The sequence below is a fragment of the Proteus sp. G2300 genome (assembly GCF_009915965.1).
In the GTDB taxonomy this organism is placed as follows: Bacteria; Pseudomonadota; Gammaproteobacteria; order Enterobacterales; family Enterobacteriaceae; genus Proteus; species Proteus vulgaris.
In genome coordinates, this window is sequence record NZ_JAABNK010000025.1 from 268,689 (window position 1) to 286,475 (window position 17,787).

Annotated in this window: 12 protein-coding genes; 9 read left to right on the forward strand and 3 right to left on the reverse strand. The window is 37.6% G+C overall.

Going from position 1 to position 17,787, the window contains the following annotated elements; genetic code table 11:
* Positions 1-33 precede the first annotated feature (33 nt).
* On the reverse strand, positions 34-888 hold the full coding sequence (gene focA / locus GWI97_RS17260) for a formate transporter FocA (protein ID WP_036938122.1): 855 nt from the start codon (positions 886-888) through the stop codon (positions 34-36).
* Positions 889-1,560: 672 nt separating this feature from the next.
* Complete coding sequence (gene ycaO / locus GWI97_RS17265) at positions 1,561-3,318, reverse strand: 30S ribosomal protein S12 methylthiotransferase accessory factor YcaO (RefSeq protein ID WP_036938120.1); 1,758 nt, start codon at positions 3,316-3,318, stop codon at positions 1,561-1,563.
* 228 nt (positions 3,319-3,546) lie between these two features.
* Here ycaO and ansB point away from each other — a divergent pair, with 228 nt between their 5' ends.
* A complete protein-coding gene (gene ansB / locus GWI97_RS17270; protein ID WP_082239477.1) occupies positions 3,547-4,584 on the forward strand; it encodes an L-asparaginase 2 in 1,038 nt (345 codons plus the stop codon).
* 69 nt (positions 4,585-4,653) lie between these two features.
* Here the strand turns inward: ansB and GWI97_RS17275 are convergent, their stop codons facing one another.
* Positions 4,654-6,084, reverse strand: a complete 1,431-nt coding sequence (locus GWI97_RS17275; RefSeq protein ID WP_036938118.1) for an MFS transporter — start codon at positions 6,082-6,084, stop codon at positions 4,654-4,656.
* 136 nt (positions 6,085-6,220) lie between these two features.
* Between GWI97_RS17275 and serC the strand changes: the two genes are divergently transcribed.
* The 8 genes from serC (at position 6,221) to lpxK (ending at position 17,518) form a co-directional block, all read left to right on the forward strand.
* A complete protein-coding gene (gene serC, locus GWI97_RS17280) occupies positions 6,221-7,309 on the forward strand; it encodes a 3-phosphoserine/phosphohydroxythreonine transaminase (protein WP_036938115.1) in 1,089 nt (362 codons plus the stop codon).
* A 192-nt stretch (positions 7,310-7,501) separates the two neighbouring features.
* Positions 7,502-8,788, forward strand: coding sequence for a 3-phosphoshikimate 1-carboxyvinyltransferase (gene aroA / locus GWI97_RS17285; RefSeq protein WP_036938112.1), 1,287 nt, complete (start codon positions 7,502-7,504; stop codon positions 8,786-8,788).
* Positions 8,789-9,101: 313 nt separating this feature from the next.
* Complete coding sequence (cmk, locus tag GWI97_RS17290) at positions 9,102-9,788, forward strand: (d)CMP kinase (protein ID WP_036938110.1); 687 nt, start codon at positions 9,102-9,104, stop codon at positions 9,786-9,788.
* 173 nt (positions 9,789-9,961) lie between these two features.
* Positions 9,962-11,635 (forward strand): 30S ribosomal protein S1, encoded by a 1,674-nt coding sequence (rpsA, locus tag GWI97_RS17295; RefSeq protein WP_036938108.1) that lies wholly within the window; start codon positions 9,962-9,964, stop codon positions 11,633-11,635.
* 63 nt (positions 11,636-11,698) lie between these two features.
* On the forward strand, positions 11,699-11,986 hold the full coding sequence (gene ihfB, locus GWI97_RS17300; protein ID WP_006537420.1) for an integration host factor subunit beta: 288 nt from the start codon (positions 11,699-11,701) through the stop codon (positions 11,984-11,986).
* 541 nt (positions 11,987-12,527) lie between these two features.
* Positions 12,528-14,750: a DNA internalization-related competence protein ComEC/Rec2 gene (locus tag GWI97_RS17305; RefSeq protein WP_237585400.1), complete on the forward strand. Its 2,223-nt coding sequence runs from the start codon at positions 12,528-12,530 to the stop codon at positions 14,748-14,750.
* A 36-nt stretch (positions 14,751-14,786) separates the two neighbouring features.
* Positions 14,787-16,532: a lipid A ABC transporter ATP-binding protein/permease MsbA gene (gene msbA, locus GWI97_RS17310; protein WP_036938106.1), complete on the forward strand. Its 1,746-nt coding sequence runs from the start codon at positions 14,787-14,789 to the stop codon at positions 16,530-16,532.
* Positions 16,529-17,518, forward strand: coding sequence for a tetraacyldisaccharide 4'-kinase (lpxK, locus tag GWI97_RS17315; RefSeq protein ID WP_161752156.1), 990 nt, complete (start codon positions 16,529-16,531; stop codon positions 17,516-17,518). Before msbA ends, lpxK begins: the two co-directional genes overlap by 4 nt.
* Positions 17,519-17,787: the final 269 nt, after the last annotated feature.

The following is a 17,787-nucleotide window of genomic DNA, read 5'->3' on the forward strand; positions in this document are numbered from 1 at the left end:
TGGAACTTAAGAAATCAGTCATACCTGCACGGATTAATGTTTGTCACCGCGCAGATGCATTAACCAGTATACCAGACCGACTAGGACTGCTCCGCCAATAATGTTACCGATAGTGACTGGTAATAAATTATCAGAGAGGAAATTTGATACCGTTAAATTTGAAAATTGTTCGGGTGATGCACCTACTTTAGTCCAGAATTCTGTGGGTGCAAAATTCTTAATAACAATACCTAATGGAATAAGAAACATGTTAGCGATACTGTGCTCAAAACCGCTAGCAACGAACATACCGATAGGTAATATCAGTGCAAAAAGCTTATCAATAAGTGTACGACCTGCATAGCTCATCCATACTGCAAGACAAACCATTAAGTTAGCTAAAATACCTAAACAGACGGCTTCAATAAAAGTGTGTTCAACTTTATGTTGTGCTGTTTGTAAAACATTTAGCCCCCAAAGCCCATTTGCAGCCATATGTTGGCCCGCAAACCACATTAATGCGACAAAAAAGAGTGCGCCAACGAAGTTACCAAGATAGACATTTATCCAGTTAGCAAACATTTTGCCCCAAGATATACGTCCAGTTGCTTTAGGAATAATAGTCAGAACAGTTGAGGTGAATAAGTCCGCGCCACAAACGACAACGAGCATTAACCCCAGAGAGAAGCAGATCCCGCCAACTAATTTAGCCAGCCCAAATGGAACAGATGCGGTGCCTGTAGTAGCAGTAATATAAAAAACAAAAGCAATTGATATAAACATTCCCGCAGTAAATGCAGATAAGTAAGTCGTTGGAATATGTTTATTTGCTTTATAACAACATGCATCATCGGCAAATTTTGCCATATCAGCAGGTGATAATAAATTAAAAGGGCTGTCAGCTTTCATACTAACACTCTCTTATATGTTGGAATAATTATAGCACGCAATAATAGTAGCAAAGGGGCTTACTTCTAAAATTGATATGGATCATGGTCGCTCATTAGAAACCCGTTTTTAGTGCGTAAAAACCCGTTGTTTATGCTATAACTATTTGATTAATAAAATAAAAAATTTTTTTAAAAATTATCAAAAAATTTTAGACTAGCTGGATAAATAAAGTAAAAAGTAAAGATAAAGTATTATTTAGACCTCGTATGTTAAGAATTAAAAATCAAATTTAACGCCTTATTTACTTTTGCCATAAATATAAACATTACTTTATTTGTGGTTAATCATTATTGATTACTCCAGACATATAACCATTATAAAAATAAGGTTTTTATTTTTTTGAGATCTGGTTAAACAAATAGCAATTTAAACCATATTTAAGTAATATTCTTGGTTGAAAAATTCAATATTTATTTGTAGCGTCATATTAAATGTCATAATTCGTCACTTTTGCCATATTTTGACAATTTTGTCAGGTGACATATTTGTCATGTTGACATATTTGTCAAAAATTTATTTTTAGCAAAATAAAACACTCTACTTTTCAATAGAGTGTTTTAATTCAAATACGCGCTTATTATTCAGTTAAATTGAGTGTTTATTTAATAAATCATCTTAAATAAAATAGGCTTATTTGTTCGATTGACGTTTTGCTTTTTGCAATTTTTCATAAGCAGCAAGTAGTGACTGATGAATAGGTAAATTTGTTAAATCGGCATCAATAGGCTGTAAACCATAAAATGCTTGTTTACCTTGCATTGCGTTTAAGGCTGCTTGTAATGTTTCTTCTCCATACATACGAGAGAATGCATACATGTATTGTGCGGGTTCACGTTCAGTCTCTTGTTGTAATAATAAGAGATTGTGCAAGCAACGATAATAATTTTGGCGTTCTGACGTAAATAAAGAAGCGTTGAAATCTTGAGTCCATTCAACCCAAACAAGCGCTTGGTCAAGATCGCCCCCCGCAAGTGCAAGCATGGATTTTAATTCACCGACACGTAGATGGCTCCAACCATTATCTTTACCCGGTGCAATACCAATCATTTCTCTGATACGAGTAAAGTCGTCTAAACCATCTTCATCAAATTGACTGATAAGTGATAAATATTCTTCTTTTGTGCCTTCGCTTGTTGGTAATGAAAGAATAGTATCGCGCCAATGTACACCCATAATGTTATTGGCTAATTGTAGATCTTCTGCAGGGTAAATATCCGATAAACCAGGTACTAAAATACGACACGCATAAACGCCTAAGTGTGAGTAATCCATAATATAGACTTCAGCATCACATTGTTGGCACAGCGCCATTAAGGTATGAAATTCTTCTTCGGTTGTCCCACTGAAATCCCAATCTGTGAAAGCATAATCGGCCTCTTTTTTAAATAGATCCCAACTAATTAAACCACTTGAATCAATAAAGTGTGTTTCAAGGTTGGTGTGATCACCCACTTCTTCATCATCAAAGCTTGGTGGGTTGAAAACATCAAGATCTTTAAGGCTACGGCCTTGTAATAACTCAGTGACGGTACGCTCTAAAGCCACACCGAAATCAGGATGAGCGCCAAAAGAAGCGAAGCAAGTTCCATTTTGTGGGTTAAATAACACGACACAAATAACAGGGAATTGCCCCCCTAAAGAGGCATCAAAACTAAAGATTGGGAAACCTTCTTGTTCTAATGTTTCAATCGCCTCAATAACTGCAGGGTAGCGAGCTAAAACTTCGTTAGGAATTTCAGGTAAGCTGATTCTTTCGGTGATAATGCGGTTTTTTACATAGCGCTCAAAAACTTCTGAAAGTCCTTGGACTCGAGCTTCATTTTTTGTATTACCCGCTGACATACCGTTAGAGGCATACAAGTTAGCGATAATATTTACAGGAATAAAAACAGGTTTTTCATCAGATTGACGTATAAATGGTAGGGCACAAATTCCACGATCATGGTTACTCGATTGTAGATCGACTAATTCGCTACCACATAATTCACCTTCAGGATCGTAAAACTCACGTAAACGACTATCTAGTAAGCCTTCTGGTACTGAATCGTCATCTGTAAGTGGGAACCATTTTTCATTTGGATAGTGAACAAACTCACCTTCTGCAATATCAGCACCTAGCCAGAAATCAGAAAAGAAATAGTTTGTTGAAAGACGTTCAAAATATTCGCCCAGTGCAGAGGCTAAAGCCGCTTTTTTACTAGCACCTTTACCATTAGTAAAACATAAAGGGCAATCTTTATCGCGAATATGAACAGACCAGACATTAGGAACGGGGTTTAACCATGAAGCTTCTTCAATGTTAAAGCCTAAGTCGGTTAATTTTTTCTGAAAGTTAGCGATAGAATCTTCCAGTGCGGCATCTTTGCCAGGAATGAATGTTTGTGACATGGCAGGTTTCATTAATATTTTGCGGGTGATAGTTAGGGGAACATGATACTGAAATCCCCTGTTAAGCACTAATAATTTCTCTCATTTAGAACAGACTAACCATATTCATTACTAATTAATTATTTAATATATGAGTTTTTTTAATAAATACGTTTGATTAATCACGGAATTAATGAGAACAAATCATCATAATTGGATTTATTTATAAACTCATAAGGGATCAGTTCGATGATGAAAAAAACATTGCTTGCCAGTTTATTAGCTGTAGTCAGTGGTTCTGTTTTCGCCTTACCTAATGTGACCATTTTAGCAACCGGGGGCACTATTGCTGGTGGTGGCGATTCAGCAACAACATCAAGTTATACAGCGGGTAAATTAGGTATTGATACGCTGATTAATGCCGTACCTGAGGCTAAGAAAGTGGCCAATTTAAAAGGTGAGCAAGTCGTTAACATTGGTTCTCAAGATATGAATGACCAAGTATGGCTAAAGCTGGCTAATAAAATTAATGCAGATTGTGATAAAACAGACGGGTTTGTGATTACTCATGGTACGGATACCATGGAAGAGACGGCTTACTTTCTGGATTTAACAACAGCCTGTAAAAAACCGGTTGTTATGGTTGGTGCAATGCGTCCTGCAACGGCATTAGGCGCTGAAGGTCCTTTGAATCTTTTTAATGCGGTTGTGATTGCCAGTGATAAAGCGTCTGAAAATCGTGGTGTGTTGGTCACTATGAATAATTCGGTTATCAGTGGTAAAGATGTTGTGAAAATGAATACAACGGAAGTACAAGCATTCCAACCTATTAATGCAGGGGCTCAAGGCTATGTACACAACGGAAAAGTTCATTTTTATACAGCCGCATTACCTCGTGCCGATAAGCCAATCTTTGATGTAAGTAAACTGACTGAATTACCTAAGGTTGGTATCGTATATAACTACTCAAATGCATCAGATTTACCGGCTAAAGCCTTTATTGATAATGACTACAAAGGCATTGTGAGCGCAGGTGTGGGTAACGGTAATTTATATACTGATATTTTTGATACTTTAGCCGATGGCGCTAAAAAAGGTGTTGTCGTAGTTCGTGCAAGTCGTGTTCCAGTAGGTTTTACGACACAAAATGGCGAAGTTGATGATGCGAAATACGGTTTTGTGGCATCAGAACGCCTGAACCCACAAAAAGCGAGAGTATTATTACAATTATCACTCACACAAACTCAAGATCCTGCGAAGATCCAAGAAAACTTTGAAAAGTATTAATGTAAAATAGTTTGGACAATAACAAGGCCTCATTAAAGAGGCTTTGTTATTTTTTAGAAATGAAATAGGTTAATTTTTTGAGGTTCGAGACACGACTATTTGTGCTGTAAAGAAAGCAATTAGCGGAGTTACTGCAAAAATAATAAATAACCAATGTGCGGCATTTTTTGCACCAATAATGCCTCCAGGATCGGTTAATCCTGCCATATTAACGACAGTACCTGATATTGAAGCGCCAACTGCGGCTGAAAATAATTGGATCGTTGTAATTGATGTTGCTGCTTTTTGGGCTTCTTGCCCCTGAGAAACATGTAATACACGGGTTAAATAATGAGGCCAAGCCATACCAATTCCTGCGCCAGTAAAAAAGAGTGCTACACAAATAACGATAATCTGCCCATAAGGTAATGTGACACTATTGGATATAAATAAACCGAGAATAACTATTGCAGAAAAGTTAATTATAGGGCCAAAGCGCATTAAACGTTGAGCGGTATATTGTTGACTTGATGAAGAAATAATCGCAGAAAAAGACCAACCTGCGCCCACTAATGCCGCTAAATAACCGGAAAGTAATGGGGTAATATTATGAATGGTTTGTAAAAAATAGGGCACAAAAACTTCGGTTTGTACACTGATACCCAATAATGCCATGGTGAGATAAATTGGGGCTAAAGGTGCAGAAAAAGAGAATGTCCCTTTAGGAAATAAGCCATCATTTGATTTTTTATCTATGTGTATTAAAAGCAATATAAAGATAATAGCAAGTAAAAATGATAATACGTGATACAACGTGATGTTATAAAGACCGCCGATTGAAATAGATAATACAGCAAACATTAATAGAAAAAGTTGCTGATAGGGTAAAGGGGATTTTGCGACGATATTATCGGTCACATTTTCTGTCGGCAGAATAGTAAATAATAAAATGGCGTAAGGAATGCCAACGACTAAAATAGACCAAAATGCGCCACGCCAAATATCATATTCTGCAAATATTCCACCTAATGCAGGGCCTAATAGTGTTGATATTCCCCACATACTTGACATTAATGCCATCGCTCTAGACCAAAGTGGTTGTGGAAACATCACTCTGACTAACGAATAAGCCAGTGCAAGCAACATACCGCCACCCGCTCCTTGAACAAATCGGCCGAATAATAATATTTGCATAGAAGGTGCTGTGGCACAGATAACGGAACCGACTAAAAAGCAGAGCGTTGCAAGCAAGTAACTATTACGAGGCGCAAATTTGCTCAATAAACGAGACGTCACCGCGGAAAAGAGAATAGAAGCTAAAATAAAAACCGTCGTATTCCAAGCATACAAATTGAGTCCACCGATATCACGTACTACAGAAGGCAATGTTGTTATCGTGATATAGACATTAATTGCATGTAATGCGACCCCTCCTGCTAAAGCGAGCGATTTTAGACTATTTTTTCCATGAAGAAGCATTCCCCAGCTTGCTTCTTCTTTTTTATTTACACTCCCCGACATAAAATACTCCTAACCGTTATTTTTACGCACTGCGTATTATGCGTTAGCTCACAATAATCATTGCGCCAATTTAACGAGAATGATACAACCGATAAAGGTCATTTTGTAAAAACATATTCAGATAGGGTGAATTTGAATGAGTCAGGTATATAACTTTAGTGCAGGTCCGGCTATGTTACCGGCAGAAGTCCTTCGTCGTGCAGAATTAGAATTATGCAATTGGCATGAACTTGGGCGCTCGGTCATGGAAATCAGCCACCGCAGTAAAGAGTTTCTTGAAGTTGCTCATCAGGCAGAGCAAGATCTTCGTGATCTTCTTAATGTGCCAGAAAACTACAAAATTCTTTTTTGCCATGGTGGGGCTCGAGGTCACTTTGCGGCTTTACCTCTCAATTTATTAGGTGAGAAGGCAACTGCTGACTATATAGATGGTGGATATTGGGCGAAAAGCGCGGCTGATGAAGCTGAAAAATATTGTTCACCAAATGTCATTAAAATTAAAACAGAAATTGATGGCAAAATTGGTGTTAAGCCAATGAAAGAATGGCAATTAAGTGATGATGCTGCTTATGTACATTATTGCCCAAATGAAACCATTGATGGCATCGCAATTCATGAAGAACCGAATTTTAATGATAATAAAATTGTTATTGCAGACTACTCATCTGCGATTTTATCCCAACCATTAGATGTTAGTCGTTTTGGTGTAATTTATGCAGGCGCACAAAAGAATATTGGTCCTGCGGGATTAACCATCGTTATTATTCGTGAAGACCTATTAGGTAAAGCACGTAAAGAAACACCATCAGTGTTTGATTATACCGTGCTCGCTGAAAATGACTCAATGTTTAATACACCTCCTACTTTTGCTTGGTATTTATCAGGAATGGTCTTTAAATGGCTAAAAGAGCAAGGTGGGTTGCAAGAAATGGCAAAACGTAACTATGAAAAAGCAATGCTTCTTTATAGTGCCATTGATAACAGTGATTTTTATATCAATCGTATTGCAACAGAAAATCGTTCATTAATGAATGTGCCTTTCCAAATGTCTTCTCCTGAATTAGATTCAGTCTTCTTAAAAGAAGCCGAGGCTCAAGGATTAGTGGCATTAAAAGGTCACCGTGTATCGGGTGGTATGCGTGCATCAATTTATAACGCAATGCCATTGGCAGGTGTTCAAGCCTTAGTTGATTTTATGGCTGATTTTGAGCGTCGTCACGCATAATTCATACATTATATGTTTAGGAAACCTATGTGAAAATGGGTTTCCTTTTATCCAAAGATGTTGATAATGATAATCAATTATTACTGTACTAAAAAATAAATAAAAACAATAAGCACCTAAGTTGTTTTCTCATTTTTTGATTAAACCACATCCCATCTTATTTTATTTGTTTATCGGAGTTCTTACCTATTTATGGAATCGTTGACGTTACAGCCTATTGCTCATATCGAAGGTACTATTAATTTACCCGGTTCAAAAAGTGTCTCTAATCGTGCGTTATTATTAGCCGCTTTAGCTAACGGTAAAACGCGTTTAACTAACTTATTAGATAGTGATGATATTCGTTATATGCTGAATGCATTAAAAGCATTAGGCGTGCAGTATCAATTATCAAATAACAATACGGTATGTGATATTGAAGGGCTAGGGGGAGAATTTAAAACAGAGTCGTCATTAGAACTCTTTTTAGGTAATGCTGGAACAGCAATGCGTCCATTAGCAGCAGCCTTAAGTTTAGGCTTGCATGATATTGTATTAACTGGCGAACCACGTATGAAAGAGCGTCCAATTGGGCACTTAGTTGACGCTTTGCGTCAAGGTGGCGCGAGTATTGATTATCTCGAACAAACAGATTATCCACCTATTCGTCTACGGGGCGGGTTTAAGGGAGGACATGTAGAGGTAGATGGTAGTGTTTCAAGTCAATTTTTGACTGCCTTATTAATGTCGGCTCCATTAGCTAAACAAGATACAACTATTACAATTAAAGGCGAATTAGTATCAAAACCTTATATTGATATTACCTTAGCTTTAATTAATACCTTTGGTGGAAAGATTGAAAATCAAAATTATCAACAATTTATTATAAAAGGTGGTCAACAATATCAATCACCCGAAACATATCTTGTAGAAGGAGATGCATCATCGGCATCTTATTTCTTAGCAGCGGCTGCAATTAAAGGTGGGACCGTCCGAGTTACAGGTATTGGTAAAAAGAGTTTGCAAGGCGATATTCACTTTGCTTCTGTACTTGAAAAAATGGGCGCAAAAATACGTTGGGGTGATGATTATATCGAATGTGAACGTGGCTCATTAAACGGCATTGATATGGATATGAATACGATCCCTGATGCGGCAATGACCATTGCTACGACAGCATTGTTTGCAGAAGGTGATACTGTTATTCGTAATATCTATAACTGGCGAGTAAAAGAGACAGACCGATTGGCTGCAATGGCTGCAGAGTTGCAAAAAGTGGGTGCAATTGTTGAAGAAGGGCATGATTACTTAAAAGTCACGCCACCAAAGCAGTTAACGACTGCTGACATTAAAACCTATAACGATCATCGTATTGCAATGTGTTTTTCGCTGGTGGCATTGTCTGATATACCGATTACTATTCTTGATCCAGGGTGTACAGCCAAAACATTCCCAGATTATTTTGAAAAGTTAGAAACGCTTTCTCAGCGTCATGGATAATATCCATTATACTAAATAAAAATAAGTCAAAATTAAATCAATCAAATCGGCAGTGTTGGACTTTTAAAAGAACAATATTGTCGATTTGTTATTATTTTAAGATAAAGTTTTCTAAAAAATAACTTATCTATGAAAAATAACATTGAATAAATCTCTTTGTCCCTTATCTGCTTGTTTCTTCCTATACATTGTATGCGTATAATGACGCGCATACATTAATACTGTTTTTCTCTGTTTGAATTCAATGTCTATTATATCAATGTAATAAGAGCATCAAACACAGAAATGCAGTGCCCATGAAAAGGAGAAACTCATGGCGGTTATCGTCCCTGTTATAACTGTTGATGGGCCTAGTGGAGCAGGTAAAGGAACATTATGCCAAGCATTAGCAAAAGCGTTTGGCTGGCACTTACTTGATTCTGGCGCTATTTACCGTGTGTTGGCATTAGCTGCTTTACACCACCATGTTGATATTACTTCTGAAGATGCATTAGTACCATTAGCGGCAAATTTAGATGTACGTTTTGTCCCTAATGAGAATGGTTTAAGTGTTATTCTTGAAGGGGAAGACGTATCGAATGAAATTCGTACCGAAACAGTTGGAAACACAGCATCACAAGCAGCAACTTTTCCTCGTGTAAGAGAAGCGTTATTGCGTCGCCAGCGTGCATTTCGTACAGAACCAGGCCTTATTGCTGATGGGCGAGATATGGGAACAATCGTTTTCCCTGATGCACAAGTGAAAATTTTTCTTGAAGCCAGCGCAGAAGAACGAGCACGTCGTCGCATGTTACAGTTGCAGGAAAAGGGCTTTAATGTTAACTTTGAACGCCTTTTATCCGAGATAAAAGAACGCGATTACCGTGACCGGAATCGTGCTGTTGCGCCACTTATTGCGGCGAAAGATGCATTAATTCTCGATTCTACAAGTTTGTCTATCGACGAAGTCATTGAAAAATCGTTAACTTATGCTAAAAAAAATCTGCAATTATCAGCGTAATTAATTTTTATTTCGTTTATACTAGGTAATTATCAAAATCGGGTTGACGTGTTAATGAAAACACAACAATGCCCGATGACCTTGTCACAAAGGATGTAACGAGGTATGTGAAACAACCCCATTCGGCCGGATGCTAAATGGACGTTAATTAAATTTACTTGAAGATCATTAACATGACAGAATCTTTTGCTCAACTCTTTGAAGAATCCCTAAAAACAATCGAAACTCGTCCTGGCGCTATCGTTCGTGGCGTTGTAGTTGCTATCGATAAAGACGTTGTTCTGGTTGATGCAGGTCTGAAATCAGAATCTGCTATTCCTGTAGAACAATTCAAAAACGCTCAAGGCGAATTAGAAATCCAAGTGGGCGACGAAATTGATGTTGCTCTGGACGCGGTTGAAGATGGCTTCGGTGAAACCGTTCTGTCTCGTGAGAAAGCTAAACGTCACGAAGCGTGGCTGATGCTGGAAAAAGCTTACGAAGAAAACGAAACTGTTGTTGGTATCATCAACGGTAAAGTTAAAGGTGGTTTTACTGTTGAACTGAATGGCATTCGTGCATTCTTACCTGGTTCACTGGTAGACGTTCGCCCAGTTCGCGATACAACTCATCTGGAAAACAAAGAGCTTGAGTTCAAAGTCATCAAATTAGACCAAAAACGTAACAACGTTGTTGTGTCTCGTCGTGCGGTTATCGAATCTGAAAATAGCGCAGAACGCGATCAGTTATTAGAAAACCTGCAAGAAGGCATGGAAGTTAAAGGTATTGTTAAGAACCTTACTGACTACGGTGCATTCGTTGATCTGGGCGGTGTTGACGGCTTACTGCACATCACTGACATGGCTTGGAAACGTGTTAAACACCCAAGCGAAATTGTCAATGTTGGCGACGAAATCACTGTTAAAGTCCTGAAATTCGACCGTGAACGTACTCGCGTATCATTAGGTCTGAAACAACTGGGCGAAGATCCATGGGTAGCTATCGCTAAACGTTATCCAGAAGGTACTAGACTGACTGGTCGTGTAACTAATCTGACTGATTACGGTTGCTTCGTAGAAATCGAAGAAGGCGTTGAAGGTCTGGTACACGTTTCTGAAATGGATTGGACTAACAAAAACATTCACCCATCTAAAGTTGTTAACGTTGGTGATGTTGTTGAGGTTATGGTTCTTGACATCGATGAAGAACGTCGCCGTATTTCACTGGGTCTGAAACAGTGCAAATCTAACCCATGGCAGCAGTTCGCAGAAACTCACAACAAGAACGACCGTGTTGAAGGTAAAATCAAGTCTATCACTGACTTCGGTATCTTCATCGGTTTAGACGGCGGTATCGACGGTCTGGTTCACTTATCTGACATTTCTTGGAATGTTGCAGGTGAAGAAGCTGTTCGTGAATACAAAAAAGGCGACGAAATCGCTGCTGTAGTTCTGCAAGTTGATGCTGAACGTGAACGTATCTCACTGGGCGTTAAACAATTATCAGAAGATCCATTCAATAATTACCTGTCTGCTCACAAAAAAGGTGCTATTGTTTCTGGTAAAGTAACTGCTGTTGACGCTAAAGGCGCAACTGTAGAATTAGCTGACGGTGTTGAAGGTTACCTGCGTGCTTCTGAAGCTTCACGTGACCGCGTTGAAGATGCAACTCTGGTTCTGAATGTTGGCGAAGCTGTTGAAGCTAAATACACTGGTGTTGACCGTAAAAACCGCGTTATCAACTTATCTGTTCGTGCTAAAGACGAAGCAGACGAGAAAGACGCTATCGCTTCTGTAAACAACAAAGAAGAAGTTGGTTTTTCAAACAACGCTATGGCTGAAGCTTTCAAAGCAGCTAAAGGCGAATAATTTAAGTTATTAACGGAGGCAACGTTAATCGTTGCCTATTTATCGGTAGTTTAGGGAGGTAATATGACCAAGTCTGAGTTAATCGAGAGACTTGCAGGCCTACAATCTCATCTTTCGGCTAAGACGGTTGAAGAAGCTGTAAAAGAAATGCTTGATCATATGGCTGATACTTTAGCTGATGGTGAGCGTATCGAAGTCCGCGGATTCGGCAGTTTTTCTCTACACTACCGTGCGCCGCGTACGGGTCGTAACCCGAAAACTGGTGATAAAGTAGATCTGGAAGGTAAATACGTTCCACACTTTAAGCCAGGTAAAGAGTTACGTGACCGTGTAAATATTTATACGGAATAATAACACCTGTCGAAATGGTACGATGTTAGTTAACTTTCTCAAAAACGGTGCTTCGGTGCCGTTTTTTATTATCTTTTACTTGTGCTGATTATTTTTATGACTTTCATAATTTTTGTTTTTTATTGTTAGTCCTTATTTTATTTACGATATTTACTTTATTCTCTTTCTTACTTTTCTTAGTATTACTTTATTGTATTTTGATTTTTATTTCTTGATTTAATTATCATGATTGCTGAGTTATTCTATTTTTTTCGAGGTTCTTCTCAAAAAATAGTGTATACGACAATAAAAATTATTCTTTTTATAAAGAAGTACAAAAAAGCCCTCTAAAAAGCTACCTTTAATAAAAATATAACCTCATGATATTTAAAGATGCTTATAAAGGGATGCGAAAATGATTCTATTCAAAGGGATAATAAGTATTTTGAGGGTGAAAATATTATCAATAAAACAACACTTTTTTTATTCAAAATATTTTCAACGATTTTATTTTACCAAGCTGAGTTTAGATAACATTGCTTTGGCAATATTTTTAGGGGGAATGCCTTTATTATTTCAGCATACGCTTTTTAGTTTAATGACTTATTATATTGTTATTATTATTGCAATATTCTTATTATTTATTCCTTTTTCATTAATTCGTTTTTTAGCATTATTTTTATTCTTCTGGGTTTATTCTAATCTTATTGCATACGCTTTGATGGCAAGAACAGTAGAACTTGTTGATAATATAGTGATCTTTGAAGCAAATATTGTTGAGTATCGTCAATTATCGGATGGTCACCTTATTATCAAAATTCCCATTCCGAAAAAAACATTTTTTTCATCATCTATTTACGCTAGCGTATATTGGCGAAATCCACCTAAAAATATCGAAATAGGACAAGGTTGGCAATTTAAAGTTCAATTTAGAGCCGCACATAGCTATTTAAACGAAGGCGGATTTGATAGTCAAAAATATGCAGTTTCTAAGAAAGAAACTTTAGCAGGCAAAGTATTACAAGCAACCTTACTTAATGCCGATATTTCTCTACACACTCAATTCATCCAATATATTTCAAGCTTTTGGAAAACAACAACAAACAGTGGTGAGATTGCGGCTTTGGTTTTGGGAGATAAAAGACAAATAGAGCCTGAAAAGAAAGATCTTTATATGAAAACCGGTGTTGCGCACCTAATTGTTATTTCTGGTTTGCATATTGGTTTAGCCGCATTATTAGGTTGGTTAATTGCAAGAGGGATCCAGTTTTTCTTTCCAGCAAAATGGATAAATATTTATTTTCCTTTGGTTCTTGCTTGGGGATTTGGTGTTTTTTATACAGCACTATCAGGTTGGGGAATACCAGCAACCAGAGCTGTAATAGGCTTAAGTGTTTGGGTTTTATTGCATTTAGGACATCGATTATTTCTTCCGTGGCAGTGGGCTCTTTGGAGTGCAGCCCTTATTTTGATTGTTGAACCACTATCGATACTTTCAGCCAGTTTTTGGCTTTCATTTTCAGCTGTATTTGCCATTATTTTTTGGTATTGGATGTACCCACTCAACGCTAAATATAATTATCAAAAAAAGTGGTTTATTTTAAGGTTAATTCATTTGCAATTTGGATTGTTAATTATTTTATTACCTTTTCAATTCTATTTATTTGGTGGTGCTAATTTTTTTAGTTTTATTGTTAATTTATGGGCAGTTCCTATTATTTCATTTATTACCGTACCATTAATAATGATTGGGTTATTGACATTCTTTCTCTCATTTCTACAACCAATAATTTGGTACTGGATTGATCTTTCGATTAGTCTTGCTTTTTGGTGTGCTCCTTTTTTTTTGAAGTTTTGGCAACATAGTGGCGCTCTTCCTTTTTTATTGGGGTTTTCAGGTGTTGGTATTATTGTAATCATCAAAATGTCATGGTGGCGTCATCATTTTATTTTGCTTGTTGTTATTGGTATTCTTTTATATTGCGAATTCACTACTTTCCCACGTTATCAATGGCGTATATCTATGTTAGATGTTGGCCATGGTTTAGCTATTATTATTGAAAAAGACAGAGAAGCGATTATTTATGACACAGGAATACGTTGGAAAAGTGGGGGGTCAATTGCAAAAAGTGTCATTATCCCTTATTTAAAGTACCATCGCCTTAAGCCAGTTGCATTGATAATTAGTCATGATCATTTAGATCACACCGGAGGGATTGAGGATTTATTGAGAGCTTATCCAACATTAACGATCCGCAGTAGTTTCAATAATCCTTCACATTTACCTTGTTTGCAAGATGAGTCATGGCAATGGAAGGGACTTTATTTTGATGCCTTATGGCCGGCAAATACAGTTCACTCTCCCAAAAATAACCAATCGTGTGTGATCAATGTAAGTGATGGTAAACATAATATATTGTTGACTGGCGACATTGAAAAAGAAGCAGAAACTCAATTGATCAGGTTGAAAAACCACCAATTAAAAGCTGATATTTTACAAGTTCCTCACCATGGTAGCCAAACATCGTCCACATTGGCGTTTATTCAAACAGTATCCCCCAAATTTGCACTCGTTTCTGCTGCTCGTTATAGCCTTTGGCGTTTACCTTCTGATAAAGTACACCTCCGTTATAAAAAAGAAGCAATTAATTGGCTAACAACCTCTATTAGTGGGCAGATTTCGATCGAGTTTAATCAAGATAATATTGATGTATTTACCTATAGGGGAGATATTTTGCCTCGCTGGTATCATCAGTGGTTTGGTGTTTTGACGTTTCCCGAGTAGAATGACCGGCTAATTATTAAAAGTTTGGTAATATATATGAATGATATAGACCTATCAACGTGGCAAACATTCCGACGTTTATGGCCGATGATTCGGATTTTCAAAGTGGGATTGATCGCTGCAGCAATTGCATTAATCATCAATGCAGGTGTGGATGCATTTATGATTTCTTTATTAAAACCACTTCTTGATGAAGGTTTTGGTAAAGCAAGTAACGACGTATTAAAATGGATGCCAATTGCTGTTATTGGGCTGATAGTTCTGCGTGGTATATCTAACTTTATTTCAAGCTACTGCCTTTCTTGGGTATCAGGGAAAGTTGTAATGAATATGCGTCGCCGACTGTTTTCTCATATTATGGGAATGCCGGTGAGCTTTTTTGATCAGCAATCAACAGGAACTTTGCTTTCTCGTATTACATATGATTCAGAGCAAGTTGCTTCATCATCATCAGGTGCATTAATTACAGTTGTCCGTGAAGGTGCCTATATTATCGGGCTATTTGGCTTGATGTTTTACTATAGTTGGCAATTATCTCTGATCCTTATTATTATTGCTCCTATCGTCGCCATTGTTATTCGTTTGGTATCAACGCGCTTTAGAACGATCAGTAAACGTATCCAAAATAGTATGGGACAAGTAACAACTAGTGCTGAACAGATGCTGAAAGGGCATAAAGAAGTACTCATTTTTAATGGTCAAGAAGTTGAGAATAAACGCTTTAATCATGTGAGTAACCATATTCGTCGCCAAGGTATGCGTATGGTTGTTGCATCGTCAATTTCAGATCCAATCATTCAATTAATTGCTTCTTTCGCATTAGCATTTGTTCTGTACGCTGCCAGCTTTCCTGAAATTATGGAAACATTAACCGCAGGTACAATCACTGTTGTTTTCTCATCAATGGTTGCATTAATGCGTCCATTGAAATCACTGACTAATGTAAATGCTCAGTTCCAGCGCGGTATGGCGGCTTGTCAGACCTTATTTTCTATCCTTGATATGGAACAAGAAAAAGATACAGGTAAACTGGAGCTGAAAAAACCGACGGGTGATATTGAATTCCGTAATGTAACTTTCCAATATGTGACAAAAGATACGCCTGCTTTGAGAAATATGTCATTTACTATTCCAGCGGGGAAAACTGTTGCATTAGTCGGTCGCTCAGGCTCAGGTAAGTCTACAATTGCTAATCTAATCACGCGTTTTTATGACATTAATGAAGGGCAAATATTGATTAATGGACATGATATTCGTGACTACACTCTGAAATCTTTACGTAATCAAGTCGCTCTTGTTTCTCAAAATGTCCACTTATTTAATGAAACAGTAGCGAACAATATTGTTTATGCTTGTGAAGACCAATACAGCCGTGAAGATATCGAAAAAGCGGCTAAAATGGCGCATGCAATGGACTTTATCAATAAAATGGATAAAGGCCTCGATACTGAAATTGGTGAAAATGGTGTTCTGCTTTCTGGTGGGCAGCGTCAACGTATCGCGATAGCGAGGGCTTTACTACGTGATTCACCAATTCTTATCCTTGATGAAGCTACATCGGCACTTGATACAGAATCTGAACGTGCTATTCAATCAGCTCTTGATGAACTGCAAAAAAATAGAACTTCTTTAGTGATTGCTCACCGATTATCAACCATTGAAAAAGCGGATGAAATCTTAGTTATTGAAGATGGTGAAATTGTTGAACGTGGCTCACACATTGATTTAATCGATCAAAAAGGTGTTTATGCTCAACTTCACAGGATGCAATTTGGTAAATGATTGAACGGATTTGGTCTGGTAAATCTTGGTTTTATCTCCTCTTACTTCCATTTTCATGGTTGTACGGCGCGATTACTCTATTAAGGCGCTTTGCATATCAAAAAGGATGGTTGTCATCATGGAAAGCCTCTGTTCCTGTCGTGGTTGTTGGTAACTTAACGGCAGGTGGCAATGGCAAAACCCCCGTTGTTATATGGCTTGTTGAGCAATTAATACAGAAAGGGTTTAAACCAGGTATTGTTTCCCGCGGCTATGGCGGGAAATCAGATCATTATCCATTACTGTTAACATCCGAGACAACACCTGCAATGGCAGGTGATGAACCTGTGTTAATTTATCATCGAACTGGTGCACCCGTTGCGGTTGCACCTAATCGACGAGATGCAGTAAAAGCCTTATTAGCACAACATGAACTTGATGTGATCATCACGGATGATGGCTTACAGCATTATGCACTACAGCGTGATTATGAAATTGTAGTTATCGATGGGCAACGTCGATTTGGTAATGGCTGGTGGCTTCCTGCTGGCCCTATGCGGGAACGCGCTACTCGTTTGCATTCAGTTGATGCAATTATCGTTAATGGTGGTTTAAGCCAAGGTAATGAAATAGGTATGGTTTTAGCGGGTGATATTGCGGTGAACCTGAAAACGGGTGAGAAAAGACCCGTTCAGGAGATCACTAAAGTAGTTGCCATGGCGGGTATTGGTCATCCTCTTCGTTTCTTTAATTCTTTGCGCGAAAAAGGGATTGAATTAATATCAACTCGAGCATTTAGTGATCATAGTGATTACAGCGCCAAAGAATTACAAGATTTAACGCCTTTCAATGAGCCCCTTATTATGACAGAAAAAGATGCTGTTAAATGTCAGCATTTTGCTCAGGATAATTGGTGGTATTTACCAGTTAGTGCTAAGTTAAATAGCCAATCTGTGCTAAAACAGGTCAGCAATTTAATTTACGGCTCGAAAAAAACTTGTATCTGATCTGAAACAATGATATTTATAGTGGAAATCAGGATAGCGTTACATAAAAGATTACCTACCCACAGTCGCATATCGCTTTTGTCGTAGTTCAATTTAACTCGCCAATACCCTATCTACTCAAAAGCCTTGTGTGGATATTTTGTGGATCTTTAATGTAGACGTAATATTTTTATGCTGTGAATGCAATAGGCTTTGCACCTAATGGATTGTAGAAACTATTTTGAATAGTGATTGTTAATCCTTATATGCGGTTATTTTATTTATAGGTG

What these genes read in the sequence shown, in the direction of transcription:
- focA (WP_036938122.1), bottom strand. Translation starts at nt 888, where the DNA reads ATGAAAGCTGACAGCCCTTTTAATTTATTATCACCTGCTGATATGGCA.
- ycaO (WP_036938120.1), bottom strand. Translation starts at nt 3,318, where the DNA reads ATGTCACAAACATTCATTCCTGGCAAAGATGCCGCACTGGAAGATTCT.
- ansB (WP_082239477.1), top strand. Translation starts at nt 3,547, where the DNA reads ATGATGAAAAAAACATTGCTTGCCAGTTTATTAGCTGTAGTCAGTGGT.
- GWI97_RS17275 (WP_036938118.1), bottom strand. Translation starts at nt 6,084, where the DNA reads ATGTCGGGGAGTGTAAATAAAAAAGAAGAAGCAAGCTGGGGAATGCTT.
- serC (WP_036938115.1), top strand. Translation starts at nt 6,221, where the DNA reads ATGAGTCAGGTATATAACTTTAGTGCAGGTCCGGCTATGTTACCGGCA.
- aroA (WP_036938112.1), top strand. Translation starts at nt 7,502, where the DNA reads ATGGAATCGTTGACGTTACAGCCTATTGCTCATATCGAAGGTACTATT.
- cmk (WP_036938110.1), top strand. Translation starts at nt 9,102, where the DNA reads ATGGCGGTTATCGTCCCTGTTATAACTGTTGATGGGCCTAGTGGAGCA.
- rpsA (WP_036938108.1), top strand. Translation starts at nt 9,962, where the DNA reads ATGACAGAATCTTTTGCTCAACTCTTTGAAGAATCCCTAAAAACAATC.
- ihfB (WP_006537420.1), top strand. Translation starts at nt 11,699, where the DNA reads ATGACCAAGTCTGAGTTAATCGAGAGACTTGCAGGCCTACAATCTCAT.
- GWI97_RS17305 (WP_237585400.1), top strand. Translation starts at nt 12,528, where the DNA reads ATGCCTTTATTATTTCAGCATACGCTTTTTAGTTTAATGACTTATTAT.
- msbA (WP_036938106.1), top strand. Translation starts at nt 14,787, where the DNA reads ATGAATGATATAGACCTATCAACGTGGCAAACATTCCGACGTTTATGG.
- lpxK (WP_161752156.1), top strand. Translation starts at nt 16,529, where the DNA reads ATGATTGAACGGATTTGGTCTGGTAAATCTTGGTTTTATCTCCTCTTA.